Here is an 18,877-nt window from a genome sequence, read left to right as displayed (position 1 = left end):
CGCGATGCGCCGCGCGGGCGGCGCTCGATCTGGAGGGCGCTGCAAGACTCAAGACAGGCACCTGGCGGCCTTGATGCGGTCCCCCGACAAGCCTTTCAAAATGGACCCGCCGTGAAGGCGGAAGGGGCCGGTGGCGTCACCGCCTGCAATGGATAAGCTCGCGACACCGACACCGACACTCAACCCCCCCCCCCCCCCCCCCCCCCCCGGATTCCATGAAGAACCTTAATTTTCCGCCATGGCCAAACGTTCCCTCTGCACAGGGTGCGTGCCTGACCGCTGGGGCTCGGGCGAGCGCAACTTCCCAGGGAGAATTTTCATGAGTCATGCGTTGAGTTTGGACATCCGGCCGTTGCTGGCCGGGGCGGGCACCTTGCCCATGTTGATCGAGGCGCCGGAGCCGGGCCTGGACCTGATGGAAGCGCTGGGCGAGTTCAAGCCGCTGGTGGCCGAGCACCTGTATCGCGCCGGGGGCATTCTCTTTCGCGGTTTCGATGTCGGCGGTGCCGAACGTTTTCGCGAGTTCGCCGCGGCCTTCGGCGATCCGCTGCTCAGCTATGAATTCGGCTCGACCCCGCGCAGCAACGTGACCAAGGGCGTCTACACCTCCACCGAATACCCGGCGCACCAGAGCATCCCGCTGCACAACGAGCAGGCCTACACCCTCGACTGGCCGATGCGCATCTGGTTCTACAGCATGATCGCCGCCGAAACCGGCGGCGAGACGCCGATCGCCGACAGTCGCGAGATCTACCGGCGGATTCCGGCGCGGATTCGCGAGCGCTTCGTCGAGAAGAAACTGATGTACGTGCGCAACTACGGCAACGGTCTCGACGTGGAGTGGAGCCAGGTGTTCAACACCGAGGACGAAAGCGTGGTCGAGGCCTATTGCCGCGCGCACTCGATCCAGTGCGAGTGGAAGGACGACGGCGAACTGCGTACCCGGCAGATCTGCCAGTCGGTGGCGCGCCACCCGGTCACCCAGGACATGGTCTGGTTCAACCAGGCGCACCTGTTCCATGTCTCCAACCTGCCGACGGAGGTGCGCGAGAGCCTGCTGGACGTGGTGGACGATGAAATGGAACTGCCGCGCAATGTCTACTACGGCGACGGCTCGCCCATCGAAGTGGACCTGCTCGACGAAGTGCGCGGCGTGCTGGACGAATGCACCATCAAGTTCCCCTGGCTGGAGAACGACGTGATGATGCTCGACAACATGCTCGCCGCCCATGCGCGCTCGCCGTTCACCGGCAAGCGCAAGGTGGTGGTGGCGATGGCGCAGGGGTATTCGGAGCGGTAGTTGGGCTGGTCGATGGATTTCTTGTGTCCTTGAGATCGAGCGCCGCCCGCGCGGCGCTCGATCTCGGCAGCACAACAGGTCTCTCGTCAGACCTCCCCCCATTCCTTGCTAAATATTTCCATTCCTATTCGTTCTTGTTGATACGACCAGACCACGGTCACGCCGATCAGCAAGGACCCACTGCATGAATGCCGAACAAGCCCGGACACTCGCCCGCCGTTTCGTCGAGTTGCCTGCCGAGAAACGCAGCCTGTTCCTCGACGCGCTGCGTCGGGAAAAGGTGGACTTCGCCCAGTTTCCGATCCCCTCCTGCGAAGGCGTCGCCGGGCGTGACGGGCTCTCCTACGCCCAGCAGCGCATGTGGTTCCTCTGGCAGCTCGATCCCCAGGGCGCCGGCTACAACCTGCCGGTCTCGGTGTGCCTGAACGGCGCGCTGGACATCCCCGCCCTGGAGCAGGCCTTCGCCCTGCTGGTGGAACGCCACGAAAGCCTGCGCACCACCTTCTTCCAGGACGACGAGCAGGCCGGCCAGCGCGTCGCGCCACCGGCGCCGGTCGCGCTGGCGTTGCACGACCTCTCGGCGATCCCGGAAGGCGCGCGCTGGGCCAGTGCCCGCGACGCCATGGCCGAGGAGGCCACGCGCCCCTTCGATCTGGAAAATGGCCCGCTGCTGCGCGTGCAACTGCTGCGCATGGCGGCCGAACAGCACATTCTTCTGCTGACCCTGCACCACATCGTCACCGACGGCTGGTCCATGGGCGTGCTGCTCGATGAATGCCTGGGCTACTACGACAGCCTGGCCCAGGGCCGCACCCCGCAGGTCGCGCCGCTGCCGGTGCAGTACCGCGACTACGCGCTGTGGCAACGCGCCTGGCTGGAAGCCGGCGAGCAGGCGCGGCAACTGGACTGGTGGCGCGAGCACCTGGGCGACGAGCACCCGGTGCTGGAACTGCCGGCCGACCGTCCGCACCCGCCGGTGCCAAGCCAGAAAGGCCGGCGCCTGGACATCGCCCTCGACCGCGAACTGCTGAAGCACCTGCAAGGCCTGGCCCAGCGCCAGGGCGTCACTCTGTTCGTGGTCCTGCTGGCTTCGTTCAAGGTGCTCCTGCAACGCTGCAGCGGGCAGACCGATATCCGTGTCGGTGGCCTGATCGCCAACCGCACCCGCAGCGAAACCGAAGGCCTGATCGGCTTCTTCGTCAACACCCAGGTGCTGCGCAGCCAGGTGCGGGGCGACAGCCGTTTCAGCGAACTGCTGCAACAGGTCAGGCAGGCCGCGCTGGGCGCCCAGGCGCACCAGGAGCTGCCGTTCGATGCCCTGGCCGATGGTCTCCAGGTGGCCCGCGGACAAAGCCGCAATCCGCTGTTCCAGGCCATGTTCAACCACCGCCCGCAGGTCGCCGGGCTGGGCGGCACCCAACTGGCCTGTGGGCTGCGGGTGGAAGGCCTGAGCGCCGAGCAACTGGCCGAGGACCAGCGCGACCAGGCCATCGCCTGCGACCTGATGCTGGAAACCAGCGGCGAGGGCGAGCAACTGAGCGCGTCCTTCACCTATGCCATCGATCTGTTCGAGCGCCCGAGCATCGAGCGCCTGGCCGGCTACTGGCGCAATCTGCTGCGCGCCCTGTGCGCGGATGCCGAGGCGCGGGTTGGCGAGCTGCCGTTGCTGGGCGACGACGAGCGTGCGTTTCTCACCGACGGCTGTAACCAGAGCGCCCGCGAGTATCCGCTGGAGCGTGGCTATGTGGCGCTGTTCGAAGAGCAGGTGACGGCGCATCCGCAACGTATCGCGGTCACCTGTCTGGAGCGCGAACACAGCTACGAGGAACTGAACAGCGCCGCCAACCGCCTGGGCCATGCCCTGATCGCGGCGGGTGTCGGCTTCGATCAACCGATCGCACTGCTGGCCGAACGCGGCCCGGACCTGCTGGGCATGATCGTCGGCAGCTTCAAGGCTGGCGCCGGTTACCTGCCGCTGGATCCGGCGCTGCCGAATCAACGCCTGAGCGGCGTGATCGGGCAGAGCGGGGCGCCGGTGCTGGTATGCAGCGCCGCGTGCGAAGCGCAGGCCCGCGAACTGCTGATCGGGCTTGAAAGCGTGCAACTGCTGGTCTGGGAACAGGTCCAGCAGGGCGATCATCCGGTAGCCAACCCAGGCCGCTACAGCGGCCCGGACAACCTGGCCTACGTGATCTTCACCTCGGGCTCCACCGGCCTGCCGAAAGGCGTGATGGTCGAGCAGCGCGGCATGCTCAACAACCAACTGAGCAAGGTGCCGTACCTGGCGCTGAGTGAGCAGGACGTGATCGCCCAGACCGCGTCGCAGAGCTTCGACATTTCGGTCTGGCAGTTCCTCGCCGCGCCGCTGTTCGGTGCCCGCGTGGATATCGTGCCGAACGACATTGCCCGCGATCCGCAGGCGCTGCTGACCCATGTCACCCAACAAGGGATCACCGTGCTGGAAAGCGTGCCGTCGCTGATCCAGGGCCTGCTGGCCGAGGAGCGGGTGAACCTCGACGGCCTGCGCTGGATGCTGCCGACCGGCGAAGCCATGCCGCCTGAGTTGGCGAAGCAATGGCTGCTGCGTTATCCACAGATCGGCCTGGTCAATGCCTACGGTCCGGCCGAGTGCTCGGACGACGTGGCGTTCTTCCGTGTCGATCTGCAAGCGACCGAGAGCACCTACCTGCCGATCGGCACGCCGACCGACAACAACCTGATCTACCTGCTGGACGATGCGCTGGAGCTGGTGCCATTGGGCGCCGTGGGCGAACTGTGCGTGGCTGGCACTGGCGTCGGTCGCGGCTATGTCGGCGACACCCGCCGCACCGTACCGGTGTTCGTGCCGAATCCGTTCGGTGCCCCGGGCGAGCGTCTGTACCGCACCGGCGACCTGGCCCGCCGTCGTGCCGATGGCGTGCTGGAGTACGTCGGCCGCGCCGACCACCAGGTGAAGATCCGCGGCTACCGCATCGAACTGGGCGAGATCGAAACCCGCCTGCTGGAGCATCCGGCGGTGCGCGAGACGGTCGTGCTGGATATCGATGGCCCGCAGGGCAAGCAACTGGCGGCCTATCTGGTCGCCCGTGGCGAGCTCGACGTCGATCAGCTCAAGGCCTCGCTGAAGGCCAACCTGCCGGACTACATGGTGCCGACCCACTTCGTGGTGCTCGACGCCATGCCGCTGACCCCCAACGGCAAGCTCGACCGCAAGGCCCTGCCGCAACCGGATGCCACGCAATCGCAAACCGCCTACGTGGCCCCGGTCAGCGAGCTGGAACAGCAACTGGCCGCCATCTGGGCCGAGGTACTGAAGATCGAGCGGGTCGGTCTGAACGACAGCTTCTTCGAGCTGGGCGGGCACTCCCTGCTGGCCGCGCAGATGATCGCGCGGATCAAGAAACACCTGAGCATCAGCCTGCCCCTGCGCACGCTGTTCGAAAAGCCGCTGCTGAGCGAGCTGGCCGCCGAAGTGGCGGCGTTGACGGATACCACGACTGACGATGACTGGGACGATATGGACCAGTTCATGGATTCACTGGAGGAACTTGGAGCATGAGCGGGACCACAGCTGCACGTATCGCGAAACGGTTTGTCGGTCTGTCCCTCGAACAGCGCCGCCAGTTCCTCGCCAAGCTGCGCGAGGACGGCAAGGACTTCAGCCTGCTGCCGATGCCGGAGAGCCGCCACGACGTCGAGACGATCCCGCTGTCCTTCGCCCAGCAGCGCCTGCTGTTCCTCTGGCAACTGGACCCGACCAGCGACGCCTACAAGATGAGCACCGGCCTGCGCCTGCACGGGCAGCTGGACGACAGTGCCCTGCAACGTTCCTTCGATCACCTGCTGCAGCGCCATGAAGTGCTGCGCACGGTGTTCGCCACCGACGGCGAGCAGCCGCGCCAGGTGATCCTGCCGCAGCTGTCGCTGGCCCTGGAGCGGGTCGACCTCGGCGCGGACAGTGACGCCGAACTGGCGCGCCAGGTCGCCGCGTTCAACGCCCGGCCGTTCGACCTGATCAATGGCCCGCTGCTGCGCGCCGCGCTGTTCCGCCTGGGCGCCGAGGAGCATGTGCTGGTGGTGTGCATGCACCATATCGTCTCTGACGGCTGGTCGATGGACATCATGGTCCGCGAGTTCGCCCAGAGCTATCAGGCCTTCAGCCAGGGCAGCGCGCCCAGCCTGCCGGCACTGCCGCTGCAGTACGCCGACTACGCCATCTGGCAGCGCCAGTGGCTGGACGCCGGGGAGGGCGAGCGCCAGCTCGACTACTGGCGCCAGCAACTGGGTGACGAGCAGCCGCTGCTGGAAGCCGCCCAGGACTTCCCGCGGCCGCTGACCCAGAGCTTCCGTGGCGAACGCCTGCGCTTCGATTTCGGCGCGGACCTCTCCGGGCGTCTCAACGCCTTCGCCCGCGGCCAGGGCATGAGCCTGTTCATGCTGGTCCTGGCCGGCTTCTCGCTGTTCCTTTCGCGCCAGTCCGGCCAGCGCGATATCCGCATCGGCGTACCCAACGCCAACCGCGGGCGCGCCGAGACCGAGGGGCTGATCGGCTTCTTCATCAACACCCAGGTGCTGCGCTGCCAGGTCGACGAACGCCTGAGCTACCTCGACCTGCTGGCCGCGATCCGCGACACCTCGCTGGATGCCCAGGCCCATCAGGACGTGCCGTTCGAACAGCTGGTGGACCAGTTGGCGCCGGAGCGCAGCCTTGGCCACAACCCGCTGTTCCAGGCCAAGTTCAACCAGAACGTGGTGCTCAAGCAGGCACTCTCGCTGAAACTGCCGGGCCTGGAGGTCAGCGAGTATCCGCTGCACCGCGAGGGCGCGCACTTCGACCTGGCCCTGGACATCACCGATGACGGCCAGCTGATCCACGGCGACATGACCTACGCCAGCGACCTGTACCGCCGCGACACCGTCGAGGCGTTCATTCCGGCGCTGCTGGGCCTGTTCGAAGCGCTGCTGGCGGCACCGCGGGCGCCGCTGTACAGCCTCGGCGCCATCGCCCAGCCGGCCGCTGAAGAGGCCCAGGCCGCCGCGCCGACGGTGCTGGCGCAGTGGCAGGCCAATGTCGCGCGCCAGCCGGAGGCCATCGCCGCGCGCTGCCTGAACGAGAGCCTGAGCTTCCGTGAGCTGGACGAAGCGGCCAACCGCCTGGCCCACCACCTGCTGCAACAGGGTATCGCCCAGGGTCAGCCGGTGGCGGTGCTGATGGAGCGCTCGCTGCCGTGGCTGACCGCCTTGCTGGCGATCTTCAAGGCCGGTGCGGTGTACATGCCGCTGGACGTCAAGGCACCGCGGGAGCGCCTGCAGCAGATGCTGGAGCGGGCCAACGCCGCCGCGCTGCTGTGTGCCGCCGACGATGCGCGGCTGACCACGTTGCAGGTCACCGGTTGCGCCAACCTGGCCTTCGACCCGGCGCAGTGGCAGGACCAGCCGACCAGCGCGCCAGCCGTGAGCCTGGCCGGCGAAGCCCCGGCCTACGTGATCCACACCTCCGGCTCCACCGGCCAGCCCAAGGGCGTGCTGGTCAGCCATGGCGCCCTGGCCAGCTACGTGCGCGGCCTGCTCGGGCGTCTGCAACTGGCACCGCAGGCGAGCATGGCGCTGGCCTCGACCATCGCCGCCGACCTCGGCCACACCGTGCTGTTCGGCGCCTTGTGCGACGGTCGCACCCTGCATGTGCTGCCCGAGGCGCTGGGCTTCGATCCGGATGGCTTCGCCGACTACATGGCGACCCATCAGGTCGGCGTGCTGAAGATCGTTCCCGGCCACCTCGCCGCGCTGCTCCAGGCCTCGCGCGCGGCCGACGTGCTGCCGCGGCATGCCCTGATCGTCGGTGGCGAAGCCTGTCCGGCCGGGCTGCTGCAGCGGGTTCGCGAACTGCGCCCGCAGTGCCGCTTCATCAACCACTACGGCCCCAGCGAAACCACGGTCGGCGTGCTGACCCACGAAGTGCCGGGCGATGCGCCGCTGCCTGACGTTGTGCCGCTGGGCAGCGCCTTGCCGGGCGCCGTGCTGCGGGTGCTCGACGATGTCTTCAACGGCGTGGCGGCGCAGGTGCCGGGCGAGCTGTATATCGGCGGCGACAGCCTGGCCCTGGGTTACCTCGGCCAGGCGGCACTGACCGCCGAGCGCTTCGTGCCGGATCCCCATGGTGCGGCGGGCGCGCGCCTGTACCGCAGTGGCGACCGGGTGCGGCGCAACCGCGACGGCCAGCTGGAATTCATCGGCCGCGCCGACGACCAGGTGAAGATCCGCGGCTACCGGGTCGAACCGGCGGAAGTCGCGCGGGTCCTGCAGGGCCTGGCGGCGGTGCGTCAGGCCGCGGTCCTGGCGTTGCCCCAGGACGACGATGCCACGCGCCTGCAACTGCTGGGCTGGTGCGTCGCCGAGGGCGCGAGCGCCGAGGCCCTGCGTCAGCAATTGGCGCAACTGCTGCCGGACTACATGGTGCCGGCGCAGATCGTCCTGCTCGACCAGTTGCCGCTGACCGCCAACGGCAAGCTCGACAAGCGCGCCCTGCCCAAGCCGGGCGCGGTGCAGCAGCGCTACGTGGCACCGGAAGGCGAGATCGAGGAAAAGCTCGCGGCGATCTGGCGCGACGTGCTCAAGCTGGAGCAGGTCGGCAGCACCGACAACTTCTTCGAACTGGGCGGCGACTCGATCCTCAGCCTGCAGATCATCGCCCGGGCCAAGCGCCAGGGGATCAAGCTCAATCCCAAGCAGCTGTTCGAGAAGCAGACCATCGGCCAACTGGCCACGGTGGCGAAACTGATCGAGAAGAAAGCCGCCGCCCCGGTGGTCGAGCTGGTCAGCGGCAACCTGCCGCTGCTGCCGATCCAGGCGCGCTTCTTCGAAATGGACATCCCGCAGCGCCAGCACTGGAACCAGTCGCTGCTGCTCAAGCCGGCGCACAAGGTCGACGCCGCCCATCTCCAGGCGGCGCTGCGGGCGCTGCTGGAACAGCACGATGCCCTGCGCCTCAACTTCGTTCGCCAGTACGCCGGCTGGCAGGCGGTGTTCGCCCCGCTGGACAGCGCCGCAGTGCTGTGGACCCGCAACACCGACGACCTCGACGCCCTGGCCGACGAAGCCCAGCTCAGCCTCGACCTGAAGAATGGCCCGCTGCTGCGCGCCGTATTGGCGGAGCTGGCCGACGGCTCGCAGCGCCTGCTGCTGGTGGTCCATCACCTGGTGGTGGACGGCGTGTCCTGGCGCGTGCTGCTGGAAGACCTGCAGCAGGCCTACGGCGCCATCGTCGCTGGCCGCCCCGCGGCCCTGCCGGCCAAGACCAGCTCGTACAAGGCCTGGGCGGAAAAGCTCCACGGCTACGCCAACAGCCCGGCTCTGGAGGCCGAGCGCGACTACTGGCGCGACGTCCTCGACGGCGCCGCGCCCGATCTGCCGCAGGACAACCCGCAGGGCAGCCTGCGCATCCGCGATGCCGCCCATGCCAGCTCGCGCCTCGACCAGACGCTGACCGCGCAACTGCTCAAGGTCGCCCCGGCGGCCTACCGCACCCAGGTCAACGACCTGCTGCTGACCGCCCTGGCCGAGGTGCTCTGCCAGTGGAGCGGCCAGCCGTCGGTGCTGGTGCAACTGGAAGGCCATGGCCGCGAAGACCTGTTCGAGGACATCGACCTGAGCCGCACCGTCGGCTGGTTCAGCAGCCTGTTCCCGGTGCGCCTGACCCCGGGCGCGAGCCCGGCGGCGTCGATCCGCACGATCAAGGAACAGCTGCGCGCGGTACCGGCCAAGGGCATCGGCTTCGGCGTGCTGCGCTACCTCGGCGACGGCGATTTCGCCCATGCACTGGCGGCGCTGCCGCAGCCACGGGTGACCTTCAACTACCTCGGCCAGTTCGACGGCAGTTTCGACCAGGCGGATGCCGCCTTCAGCCTCGCCAGCGAAGGCAGCGGCCAGCCGCTGTGCCTGGACGGCCCGCTGGGCAACTGGCTGAGCGTCAACGGCCAGGTGTTCGACGGCCAGCTGCGCCTGGAATGGGCCTTCAGCCGCGAGATGTTCCGCGCCGAGACCATCGAGGCCCTGGCCCGCGACTACGAGCGCGCGCTGCGCGGTCTGATCGCGCACTGCGTCGTCGACAACCAGGGCGTCACCCCCTCGGACTTCCCACTGGCCGGCCTGGATCAGGCCCAACTCGACCGCCTGCCGCAGGCCGCCGCGACCATCGAGGACATCTACCCGCTGTCGCCGATGCAGCAGGGCATGCTGTTCCACAGCCTCTATGCGAAGGAGGCCGGCAACTACATCAACCAGCTGCGGGTCAGCGTCGAGGGCCTCGACGCCGCGCGCCTGCGCGACGCCTGGCAGGCCCTGCTGGACCAGCACCCGATCCTGCGCAGCGGCTTCGTCAGCGCCGCCGAGCACCCGGTGCAGGTGGTGCTGCGACGGGTCGAGCTGCCGTTCGAGGAAATCGATGCCCGCGATCACGCCGACCTCGACACCTGGCTCGACCAGCGTGCCCGCGCCGAGCGCGAGTCCGGCTTCGACCTGGCCCAGGGCCCGCTGCTGCGCGTGCTGCTGGTGCGCAGCGGCGAGCAGCGCCATGAACTGATCTACACCAGCCACCATATCCTCATGGACGGCTGGAGCAGCTCGCGCATGCTCGGCGAAGTGCTGCAGCGCTACGCGGGCCAGGCCCCGGCGCGCCAGGGCATGCCCTACGGCGACTACATCCGCTGGCTGCAGGCCCAGGATGGCGAGGTCGCCCGGCGCTTCTGGGGCGAACAACTGCAGGCCTTCGACGAACCGACCCGCCTGGCCCTGGCCTTCAAGGGCGCGGCGGACGGCGAGGGCTACGCCGACTTCGTCGCGGACCTGGACACCGACCTGTCCCGCCGCCTCGGCGATTTCGCCCGCGAGCAGCGGGTCACCCTCAATACCCTGGTCCAGGCCGCCTGGCTGTTGCTGCTGCAGCGCTGCACCGGGCAGAGCAGCGTGACCTTCGGTGCCACCGTGGCCGGCCGTCCGGCCGATCTGGCCGGGATCGAGGAACAGCTGGGCCTGTTCATCAACACCCTGCCGGTGGTCGCCAGCCCGCGTTCGGAGCAGAGCGTGGCCGCGTTCGTGCAGCAGTTGCAGGCGCAGAACATCGCCCTGCGCGAGTTCGAGCACACCCCGCTGTACGAGGTGCAGCGCTGGGCCGGCTGGAGCGGCGAAGCGCTGTTCGACAACATCCTCGTGTTCGAGAACTACCCGGTGTCCGAGGCCCTGCAACAGGCGGCGCCGGACGGCCTGGTGTTCGGCGAGGTGCGCACCCGCGAACAGACCCATTACCCGCTGACCCTGGTGGTCAATACCGGCGAGCGCCTGTCGCTGCGCATCAGCCATGACCGCCGGCAGTTCGGCGCGCAGGCGGTAGAGCGACTGGCGGCGCATTTCAATCATCTGCTGGCGGCGCTGATCGTCGATGCCGAGGCGCCGCTGGGGTCCCTGGCGTTGCCGGCGGATGCGCCCCAGGTGCTGGCCGATCACTCAAGCGAACAGTGCATCCATCAACGGATCGAGGCCCAGGCGGCCCGTGTTCCGCACGCCGTGGCGTTGAGCTTCGGCGCCGAGCAGATGACCTATGCACAGCTCAATGCCCGGGCCAACCAGCTGGCGCACAAACTGCGCGAGCAGGGCGTGGGGCCGGATGTGCTGGTCGGTCTTTCCACCGAGCGCAGCCTGGAGATGCTGGTCGGCGTGCTCGGCATCCTCAAGGCCGGCGGTGCCTATGTGCCGCTGGACCCGGAGTATCCACAGGACCGTCTCGACTACCTGCGGGCGGACAGCGGCATCAGGTTGCTGCTGACCGGGGCCGACCTGGTGGCGTCGGCCCTGCAAGGCTACAGCGAAGCGAACCCGCTCAACCTGACCACGCCGGACAACCTGGCCTACGTCATCTACACCTCGGGCTCCACCGGCAAGCCGAAGGGTGCGCTGCTGCCGCACCACAATGTCCTGCGTCTGTTCACCGCCACCGACGATTGGTTCGGCTTCGACGAGCACGACGTGTGGAGCCTGTTCCACTCCTATGCCTTCGACTTCTCGGTGTGGGAGATCTTCGGTGCGCTGATGTACGGCGGTCGCCTGGTGATCGTGCCGCGTGAAGTCACCCGCTCGCCGGATGATTTCCACAGGCTGCTGGTGGACGAAAAGGTCACCGTGCTCAACCAGACGCCGTCGGCCTTCAAGCAACTGGCGCGGGTGGCCTGTGAATCCTCCGCCGACCTGGCCCTGCGCTATGTGGTGTTCGGTGGCGAAGCGCTGGACGTGGGCAGCCTGCAACCCTGGTTCGAGCGCTTCGGCGATGCGCAGCCACAACTGATCAACATGTACGGCATCACCGAAACCACGGTGCACGTGACCTACCGCCCGATCAGCCAGGCGGACCTGGCCCAGGCCGAGGTCAGCCCGATCGGCGCGGCCATCCCGGACCTGTCGCTGCGGGTGCTGGACAGCGATTTCAACCCGGTGGTCGCCGGGGTCTGCGGCGAGCTGCATGTCGGCCACGCCGGTCTGGCCCGCGGTTACCACAACCGCGCGGCGCTGACCGCCGAGCGCTTCGTGCCCAACCCGTTCGCCGCCGACGGCAGCCGTCTGTACCGCACCGGCGACCTGGCCCGTTATCGCAGTGAAGGGGTGATCGAGTACGCCGGACGTATCGACCACCAGGTGAAGATCCGCGGTTTCCGCATCGAGCTGGGCGAGATCGAGGCGCGCCTGCGGGAACATGAAGGCGTGCGTGAAGTCGTCGTGCTCGCCGTGGACGGCCCCGCCGGCCAGCAACTGGCGGCCTACCTGGTGCCGGGCGAGGCGAATGCTGATCTGCGCGACAGCCTCAAGGCCCATCTGAAGGCCAACCTGCCGGACTACATGGTGCCCGCGCACCTGATCCTGCTCGACACCATGCCGCTGACGGCCAACGGCAAGCTGGACCGCAAGGCCCTGCCGAAACCGGACGCCGCCGCCGCGCAAGGCGCCTACGTGGCTCCGGTGAGCGAGCTGGAGCAGCGCCTGGCGACGATCTGGGCCGAGGTCCTGGAGGTGGAGAAGGTCGGTCTTTGCGACAACTTCTTCGAGCTGGGCGGCCACTCGCTGCTGGCCACCCAGGTGATCTCGCGGGTGCGCCAGCAACTGGACCTGGAAGTGTCCCTGCGCGCGCTGTTCGAGGCAGCCGACCTGGCGGCCTTCGCCCAGGCGGCGGGGCAGGGGGCGGCGGTCGAAGCGCCGGCCATCCTGCCGGTCGACCGCGAGCAGCCGCTGGCTCTGTCCCATGCCCAGCAGCGCCAGTGGATTCTCTGGCAACTGGACCCGCACAGCGCCGCGTACAACATTCCGGCCGCCTTGCGTCTGTCCGGCGCGCTGGATGTCGAGGCGCTGCGTCGCAGCTTCGCCGCGCTGGTCGCGCGGCATGAAACCCTGCGCACCACCTTCCGCCAGGACGGCGAGCAGGCCGTGCAGATCGTTCATCCCGCCGGCGACTTCGCGCTGCTGGTCGAGGCGATCGAGGCGGACCAGGTGCAGGCCGTCGTCGATGCCGAGGTGCGTCGTCCGTTCGACCTGGAGCAGGGACCGCTGCTGCGCGTGCGCCTGCTGCAACTCGGCGCGGGTGAGCATGTGCTGGTGCTGACCCAGCACCATATCGTCTCCGATGGCTGGTCGATGCCGATCATGGTCGACGAACTGGCGCGCCTGTACGCCGCCTTCAGCCAGGGCCAGGCCCTGGAGCTGCCGGCCCTGGCCGTGCAGTACGCCGACTATGCGCAGTGGCAGCGCGACTGGATGGCCGCCGGCGAGCAGGCCCGCCAGCTGGACTACTGGACCGTGCAACTGGGCGGCGAACAGCCGGTGCTGCAACTGCCCACCGACCGGCCGCGTCCGGCACAGCGCGGCGAGCGCGGCGCGCGGGTCGAATTCGAACTCGATGCCGTGCAGTTGCAAGGCCTCAAGGCGGCGGCGCGGGCCCAGGGCGTGACCCTGTTCATGCTCCTGCTGGCGGCCTGGCAGACCCTGCTGCAACGCTATTCCGGCCAGGCGGACATCCGTGTCGGCGTGCCGGTGGCCAACCGCAACCGCGCCGAGACCGAAGGGCTGATCGGCTTCTTCGTCAACACCCAGGTGCTCAAGGCCGAGTTCACCGCCGACATCACCGTTGCCGCGCTGCTGCAACAGCTCAAGGCCACCGTGGCCGGCGCCCAGGCCCATCAGGACCTGCCGTTCGAGCAACTGGTGGAAGCCTTGCAGCCGCAGCGTGATCTCAGCCGCAGCCCGTTGTTCCAGGTGGCCTACAACCACCAGACCCAGGCCGCGGGCGAGCTGCGCCAGTTGCCGGGGTTGCGTCTGCAGGCGTTCGCCGCGAGCAAGGACACGGTGCAGTTCGACCTGACCCTCGACACCTATGAAGGTGAACAAGGCCTGGGTGCCGCGCTGATCTACGCCACTGACCTGTTCGATGCGCAGACCGTCGAGCGCATGGCCGGGCACTGGCGCAACCTGCTGCGGGCGATGGCCGCGGACGCGAGCCAGCGTATCGCCGACCTGCCGCTGCAGAGCGCCGAGGAAACCCGCCGCAGCCTGGACGACTGGAATCGCCAGCTCCGCGTATTCCCCGGCGAGCTGTGCGCCCATCAGCTGTTCGAAGTCCAGGCGGCGCGGCTGCCGGAAGCCGTGGCGCTGAGTTTCGGCGCCGAGCAGCTGACTTATGCACAGCTCAACAGCCGGGCCAACCAGCTGGCGCACAAGCTGCGCGAGCAGGGGGTGGGGCCGGATGTGCTGGTCGGGCTTTCCACCGAGCGCAGTCTGGAAATGCTGGTCGGCGTGCTGGGCATCCTCAAGGCCGGCGGTGCCTATGTGCCGCTGGACCCGGATTATCCACAGGACCGTCTCGACTACATGCAGGCGGACAGCGGCATCAAGCTGCTGCTCACCGGGGCCGACCTGGTGGAAGCGGCGCTGCAAGGCTACAGCGCAGCGAACCCGCTCAACCTGACTTCGCCGGACAACCTGGCCTACGTCATCTACACCTCGGGCTCCACCGGCAAGCCGAAGGGCGCGCTGCTGCCGCACCGCAACCTGCTGCGCCTGTTCACGGCGACGAACCAGTGGTTCGGCTTCGACGAGAACGATGTGTGGACGCTGTTCCACTCCTATGCCTTCGACTTCTCGGTCTGGGAGATCTTCGGCGCGCTGCTCTATGGCGGTCGTCTGGTGGTCGTGCCGCGTGACGTGACCCGTTCGCCGGAAGATTTCCACCAACTGCTGGTGGACGAAAACGTCACCGTGCTCAACCAGACCCCGTCGGCGTTCAAGCAACTGGCGCGGGTCGCCTGCGAATCGTCCGCCGACCTGGCCCTGCGCTATGTGGTGTTCGGCGGCGAAGCGCTGGACGTCGGCAGCCTCAAGCCGTGGTTCGAACGCTTTGGCGACGCACAACCGCAACTGATCAACATGTACGGCATCACCGAAACCACGGTGCATGTGACCTACCGTCCGATCAGCAAACTGGACCTGGCCCAGGCCGAAGTCAGCCCGATCGGCGAGGCGATCCCGGACCTGTCCTGGTACGTGCTGGACGCCGATTTCAACCCGGTGGCCCTGGGCTGCAATGGCGAGCTGCATGTCGGCCACGCCGGTCTCGCCCGTGGCTACCACCACCGCGCGGCGCTGACCGCCGAGCGCTTCGTGCCCAACCCGTTCGCCACCGATGGCAGCCGCCTGTATCGCACCGGCGACCTCGCGCGTTATCGCGCCGAGGGCGTGATCGAATACGCCGGGCGTATCGACCATCAGGTGAAGATCCGCGGTTTCCGTATCGAACTGGGCGAGATCGAAGCGCGCCTGCAGGAACATGAAGGCGTGCGCGAAGGGGTGGTGCTGGCCATCGACGGCGCGGCCGGCCAGCAACTGGCGGCCTGGTTCGTGCCACGCGACCCGGCCCGGACGGGCCTGCGCGACAGCCTCAAGGCGCACCTGAAGGCCAACCTGCCGGACTACATGGTGCCGACCCACCTGATCGCACTGGAGGCCATGCCGCTGACGGCCAACGGCAAGCTGGACCGCAAGGCCCTGCCCAAGCCGGATGCCAGCCAGCTGCAGAATGCCTATGTCGCCCCGGTGAGTGAACTGGAGCAGCAACTGGCGGCGATCTGGGCCGAGATCCTGAAAGTCGAGCAGGTCGGTCTGGCCGACAACTTCTTCGAACTGGGCGGCCACTCGCTGCTGGCGACCCAGGTGGTGTCGCGGATTCGCAAGCAACTCGGTGTGGAGCTGTCCCTGCGGACCCTGTTCGAAGCCGCCGACCTCGCTGCCTTCGCCGGCACCGTGGCGCAGGGCGCGGCCAGTGGCACGCCGGCGCTGGTCCGGGTCGGACGCGAGCAGCCGCTGGCGCTGTCCTATGCCCAGCAGCGCCAGTGGTTCCTCTGGCAACTGGATGCCGAGAGCACGGCCTACAACATCCCCCTGGCCCTGCGCCTGAAGGGCGAGCTGGATATCGATGCCCTGGAGGCCAGCTTCACGACGCTGATCGCCCGCCACGAAACCCTGCGCACCACCTTCCGCCAGGACGGTGAGCAGGCCGTGCAGATCATCCAGCCGGCCACGCCATTCGTGCTGGCGGTGGAGGAGGTCGATGCGACCCAGGCGCAGCAGCGTGTGCTGGAGGAAATCGAACGGCCGTTCGACCTGCAGCAGGGCCCGCTGCTGCGCGTGCGTCTGTTGCGTCTGGCGCCGCGGGAACATGTGCTGGTCCTGACCCTGCACCATGTGGTAGCCGATGGCTGGTCGCTGCCGGTGCTGGTGGACGAGTTGGTGCGCCTGTACGGCGGCCTCAGCCAGGGGCAGGACGTCCAGCTCGGCGAACTGCCGATCCAGTACGCCGACTACGCCCACTGGCAGCGCCAGTGGATGGCCGCCGGCGAGCAGGAACGCCAGCTGGCCTACTGGACCGCGCAACTGGGCGGCGAGCAGCCGGTGCTGGAACTGCCGATGGACCGTGCGCGTCCGGCGATCCAGCAGGAAGCCGGCGCGCGCCTGGGCATCGAGCTGGACTCGGCGCTGGTCAGCCGTCTCAAGGACGTGGCGCGGGAGCAGGGCGTGACCCTGTTCATGCTCCTCCTGGCTTCGTTCCAGACCCTGCTGCACCGCCATTCCGGACAGGACGACATCCGTGTCGGCGTGCCCGTGGCCAACCGCACCCGGGCCGAGACCGAGAGTCTGATCGGTTTCTTCGTCAACACCCAGGTGCTCAAGGCCGGCTTCGCCCCGGGCCTGACCTTCGCCGCCCTGCTGCAACAGGTGAAGCAGGCCGCATTGCAGGCCCAGGCCCATCAGGAACTGCCGTTCGAGCAACTGGTGGAAGCCCTGCAACCGCAGCGCAGCCTCAGCCACAGCCCGCTGTTCCAGGTGATGTACAACCATCAGGTGGATGTCCAGGCGGTCAGTCATGCCTTGCCGGGTCTGAACCTGGAGGGCCTGGATCTGGACAGCCATCGCGCGCAGTTCGACCTGACCCTGAACACCGCCGAGCATGCCGGCGGCATCAGCGCCGGCCTGGTCTACGCCACCGCGCTGTTCGACCAGGGCAGCGTGGAGCGTCTGGCCGCGCACTGGCTCAATCTGCTGCGTGGCGTCTGCGTCGATGTCGGTGGCGCGATCGCCGAATTGCCGTTGCTGGGCGACGACGAGCGCGCGTTCCTTATCGAGGGCTGCAACCAGAGTGCCCGCGCGTATCCGCTGGAGCGTGGTTATGTGGCGTTGTTCGAGGAGCAAGTGGCGGCGCATCCGCAGCGTATCGCGGTCACCTGCCTGGCGCGCGAACACAGCTACGCGGAACTGAACGGCGCCGCCAACCGCCTGGGCCATGCCCTGATCGCGGCGGGTGTCGGCTTCGATCAACCGATTGCACTGCTGGCGGAGCGCGGTCCGGACTTGCTGGGCATGATCGTCGGCAGCTTCAAGGCGGGCGCGGGTTACCTGCCGCTGGATCCGGCGCTGCCGAACCAGCGCCTGAGCGGCGTGATCGGGCAGAGCGGGGCGCCGGTGCTGGTGTGCGGCGCCGCGTGCGAAGCGCAGGCCCGCGAACTGCTGGCCGGGCTTGAAGATGTGCAACTGCTGGTCTGGGAACAGGTCCAGCAAGCGTCGCATTCCGTGGCCAACCCAGGTCGCTACAGCGGTCCGGACAATCTCGCCTACGTGATCTTCACCTCCGGCTCCACCGGTCTGCCGAAAGGCGTGATGGTCGAGCAGCGCGGCATGCTCAACAACCAGCTGAGCAAGGTGCCGTACCTCGATCTGAGCGAGCAGGACGTGATCGCCCAGACAGCCTCGCAGAGCTTCGACATTTCCGTCTGGCAGTTCCTCGCCGCGCCGCTGTTCGGTGCCCGTGTGGATATCGTGCCGAACGACATTGCCCGCGATCCGCAGGCGCTGCTGGCGCATGTCACCCAACAAGGCATCACCGTGCTGGAAAGCGTGCCGTCGCTGATCCAGGGCCTGCTGGCCGAGGAGCGGGTGAACCTCGACGGCCTGCGCTGGATGCTGCCGACCGGCGAAGCCATGCCGCCTGAATTGGCGAAACAATGGCTGCTGCGTTATCCACAGATCGGCCTGGTGAACGCCTACGGCCCGGCCGAGTGCTCGGACGACGTGGCGTTCTTCCGTGTCGATCTGCAAGCGACCGAAAGCACTTACCTGCCGATCGGCACGCCGACCGACAACAACCTGATCTACCTGCTGGACGATGCCCTTGAACTGGTGCCGCTGGGTGCCGTGGGCGAACTGTGCGTGGCTGGCACTGGCGTCGGTCGCGGCTATGTCGGCGATACCCGCCGCACCGTACCGGTGTTCGTGCCGAATCCGTTCGGTGCCCCGGGCGAGCGCCTGTACCGCACCGGCGACCTGGCCCGCCGCCGCGCCGATGGCGTGCTGGAGTACGTCGGCCGCGCCGACCACCAGGTGAAGATCCGCGGCTACCGCATCGAACTGGGCGAGATCGAGACCCGCCTGCAGGAACACCCGGCAGTGCGTGAAGCGGTGGTGCTGGATATCGACGGCGCCCACGGCAAGCAACTGGCCGCCTGGCTGGTGCCCGCCGATCCGCAGCGCGACGCTGCGACCTTGCGCGACACCCTCAAGGCCGCGCTCAAGGCCCAGCTGCCGGACTACATGGTGCCGAGCCACTTCATCGTGCTCGACGCCATGCCCCTGACCCCCAACGGCAAGCTCGACCGCAAGGCCCTGCCACAGCCGGACCCGAGCCAGTCCCAGGCGCTCTACATCGCCCCGGTCGGCGAGCGCGAGGAGCAACTGGCGGCGATCTGGGCCGAGGTGCTCAAGGTCGAGCGGGTCGGGCTCAACGACGACTTCTTCGAACTGGGCGGGCATTCCCTGCTCGCGGCCCAGCTCGTTTCCAGAATCCAATCCGGCCTCGGTATCGACGTACCGCTGCGCCTCATTTTCGAGAAACCGCAATTGAACGAATTTATCCAGGCATTCGAAAGCACCAGTCTGTCACTGACCGAGGACGGCCTGTTCGATATCGAGCAAATGATGAACGACATGGCGGAGGTCTGA

Annotated in this window: 3 protein-coding genes; all 3 read left to right on the top strand. The window is 67.9% G+C overall.

Translation table 11 applies throughout. From position 1 onward, the window contains the following. The first annotated feature begins 319 nt into the window (after positions 1-319). The 3 genes from CHB99_RS28230 (at position 320) to CHB99_RS28220 (ending at position 18,877) form a co-directional block, all read left to right on the top strand. Positions 320-1,300, top strand: a complete 981-nt coding sequence (locus CHB99_RS28230; RefSeq protein ID WP_042130048.1) for a TauD/TfdA family dioxygenase — start codon at positions 320-322, stop codon at positions 1,298-1,300. A gap of 184 nt (positions 1,301-1,484) precedes the next feature. Beyond that, positions 1,485-4,859 (top strand): non-ribosomal peptide synthetase, encoded by a 3,375-nt coding sequence (locus CHB99_RS28225; protein WP_042130050.1) that lies wholly within the window; start codon positions 1,485-1,487, stop codon positions 4,857-4,859. Continuing rightward, positions 4,856-18,877 (top strand): non-ribosomal peptide synthetase, encoded by a 14,022-nt coding sequence (locus tag CHB99_RS28220; RefSeq protein ID WP_089266718.1) that lies wholly within the window; start codon positions 4,856-4,858, stop codon positions 18,875-18,877. The genes CHB99_RS28225 and CHB99_RS28220 overlap by 4 nt, the downstream gene beginning before the upstream one ends.

This window comes from Pseudomonas japonica, from assembly GCF_900188455.1.
Lineage (GTDB): Bacteria > Pseudomonadota > Gammaproteobacteria > Pseudomonadales > Pseudomonadaceae > Aquipseudomonas > Aquipseudomonas japonica.
Note: the sequence above shows the minus strand (reverse complement) of the source record. Positions and strands in the feature narration are given on the sequence as shown.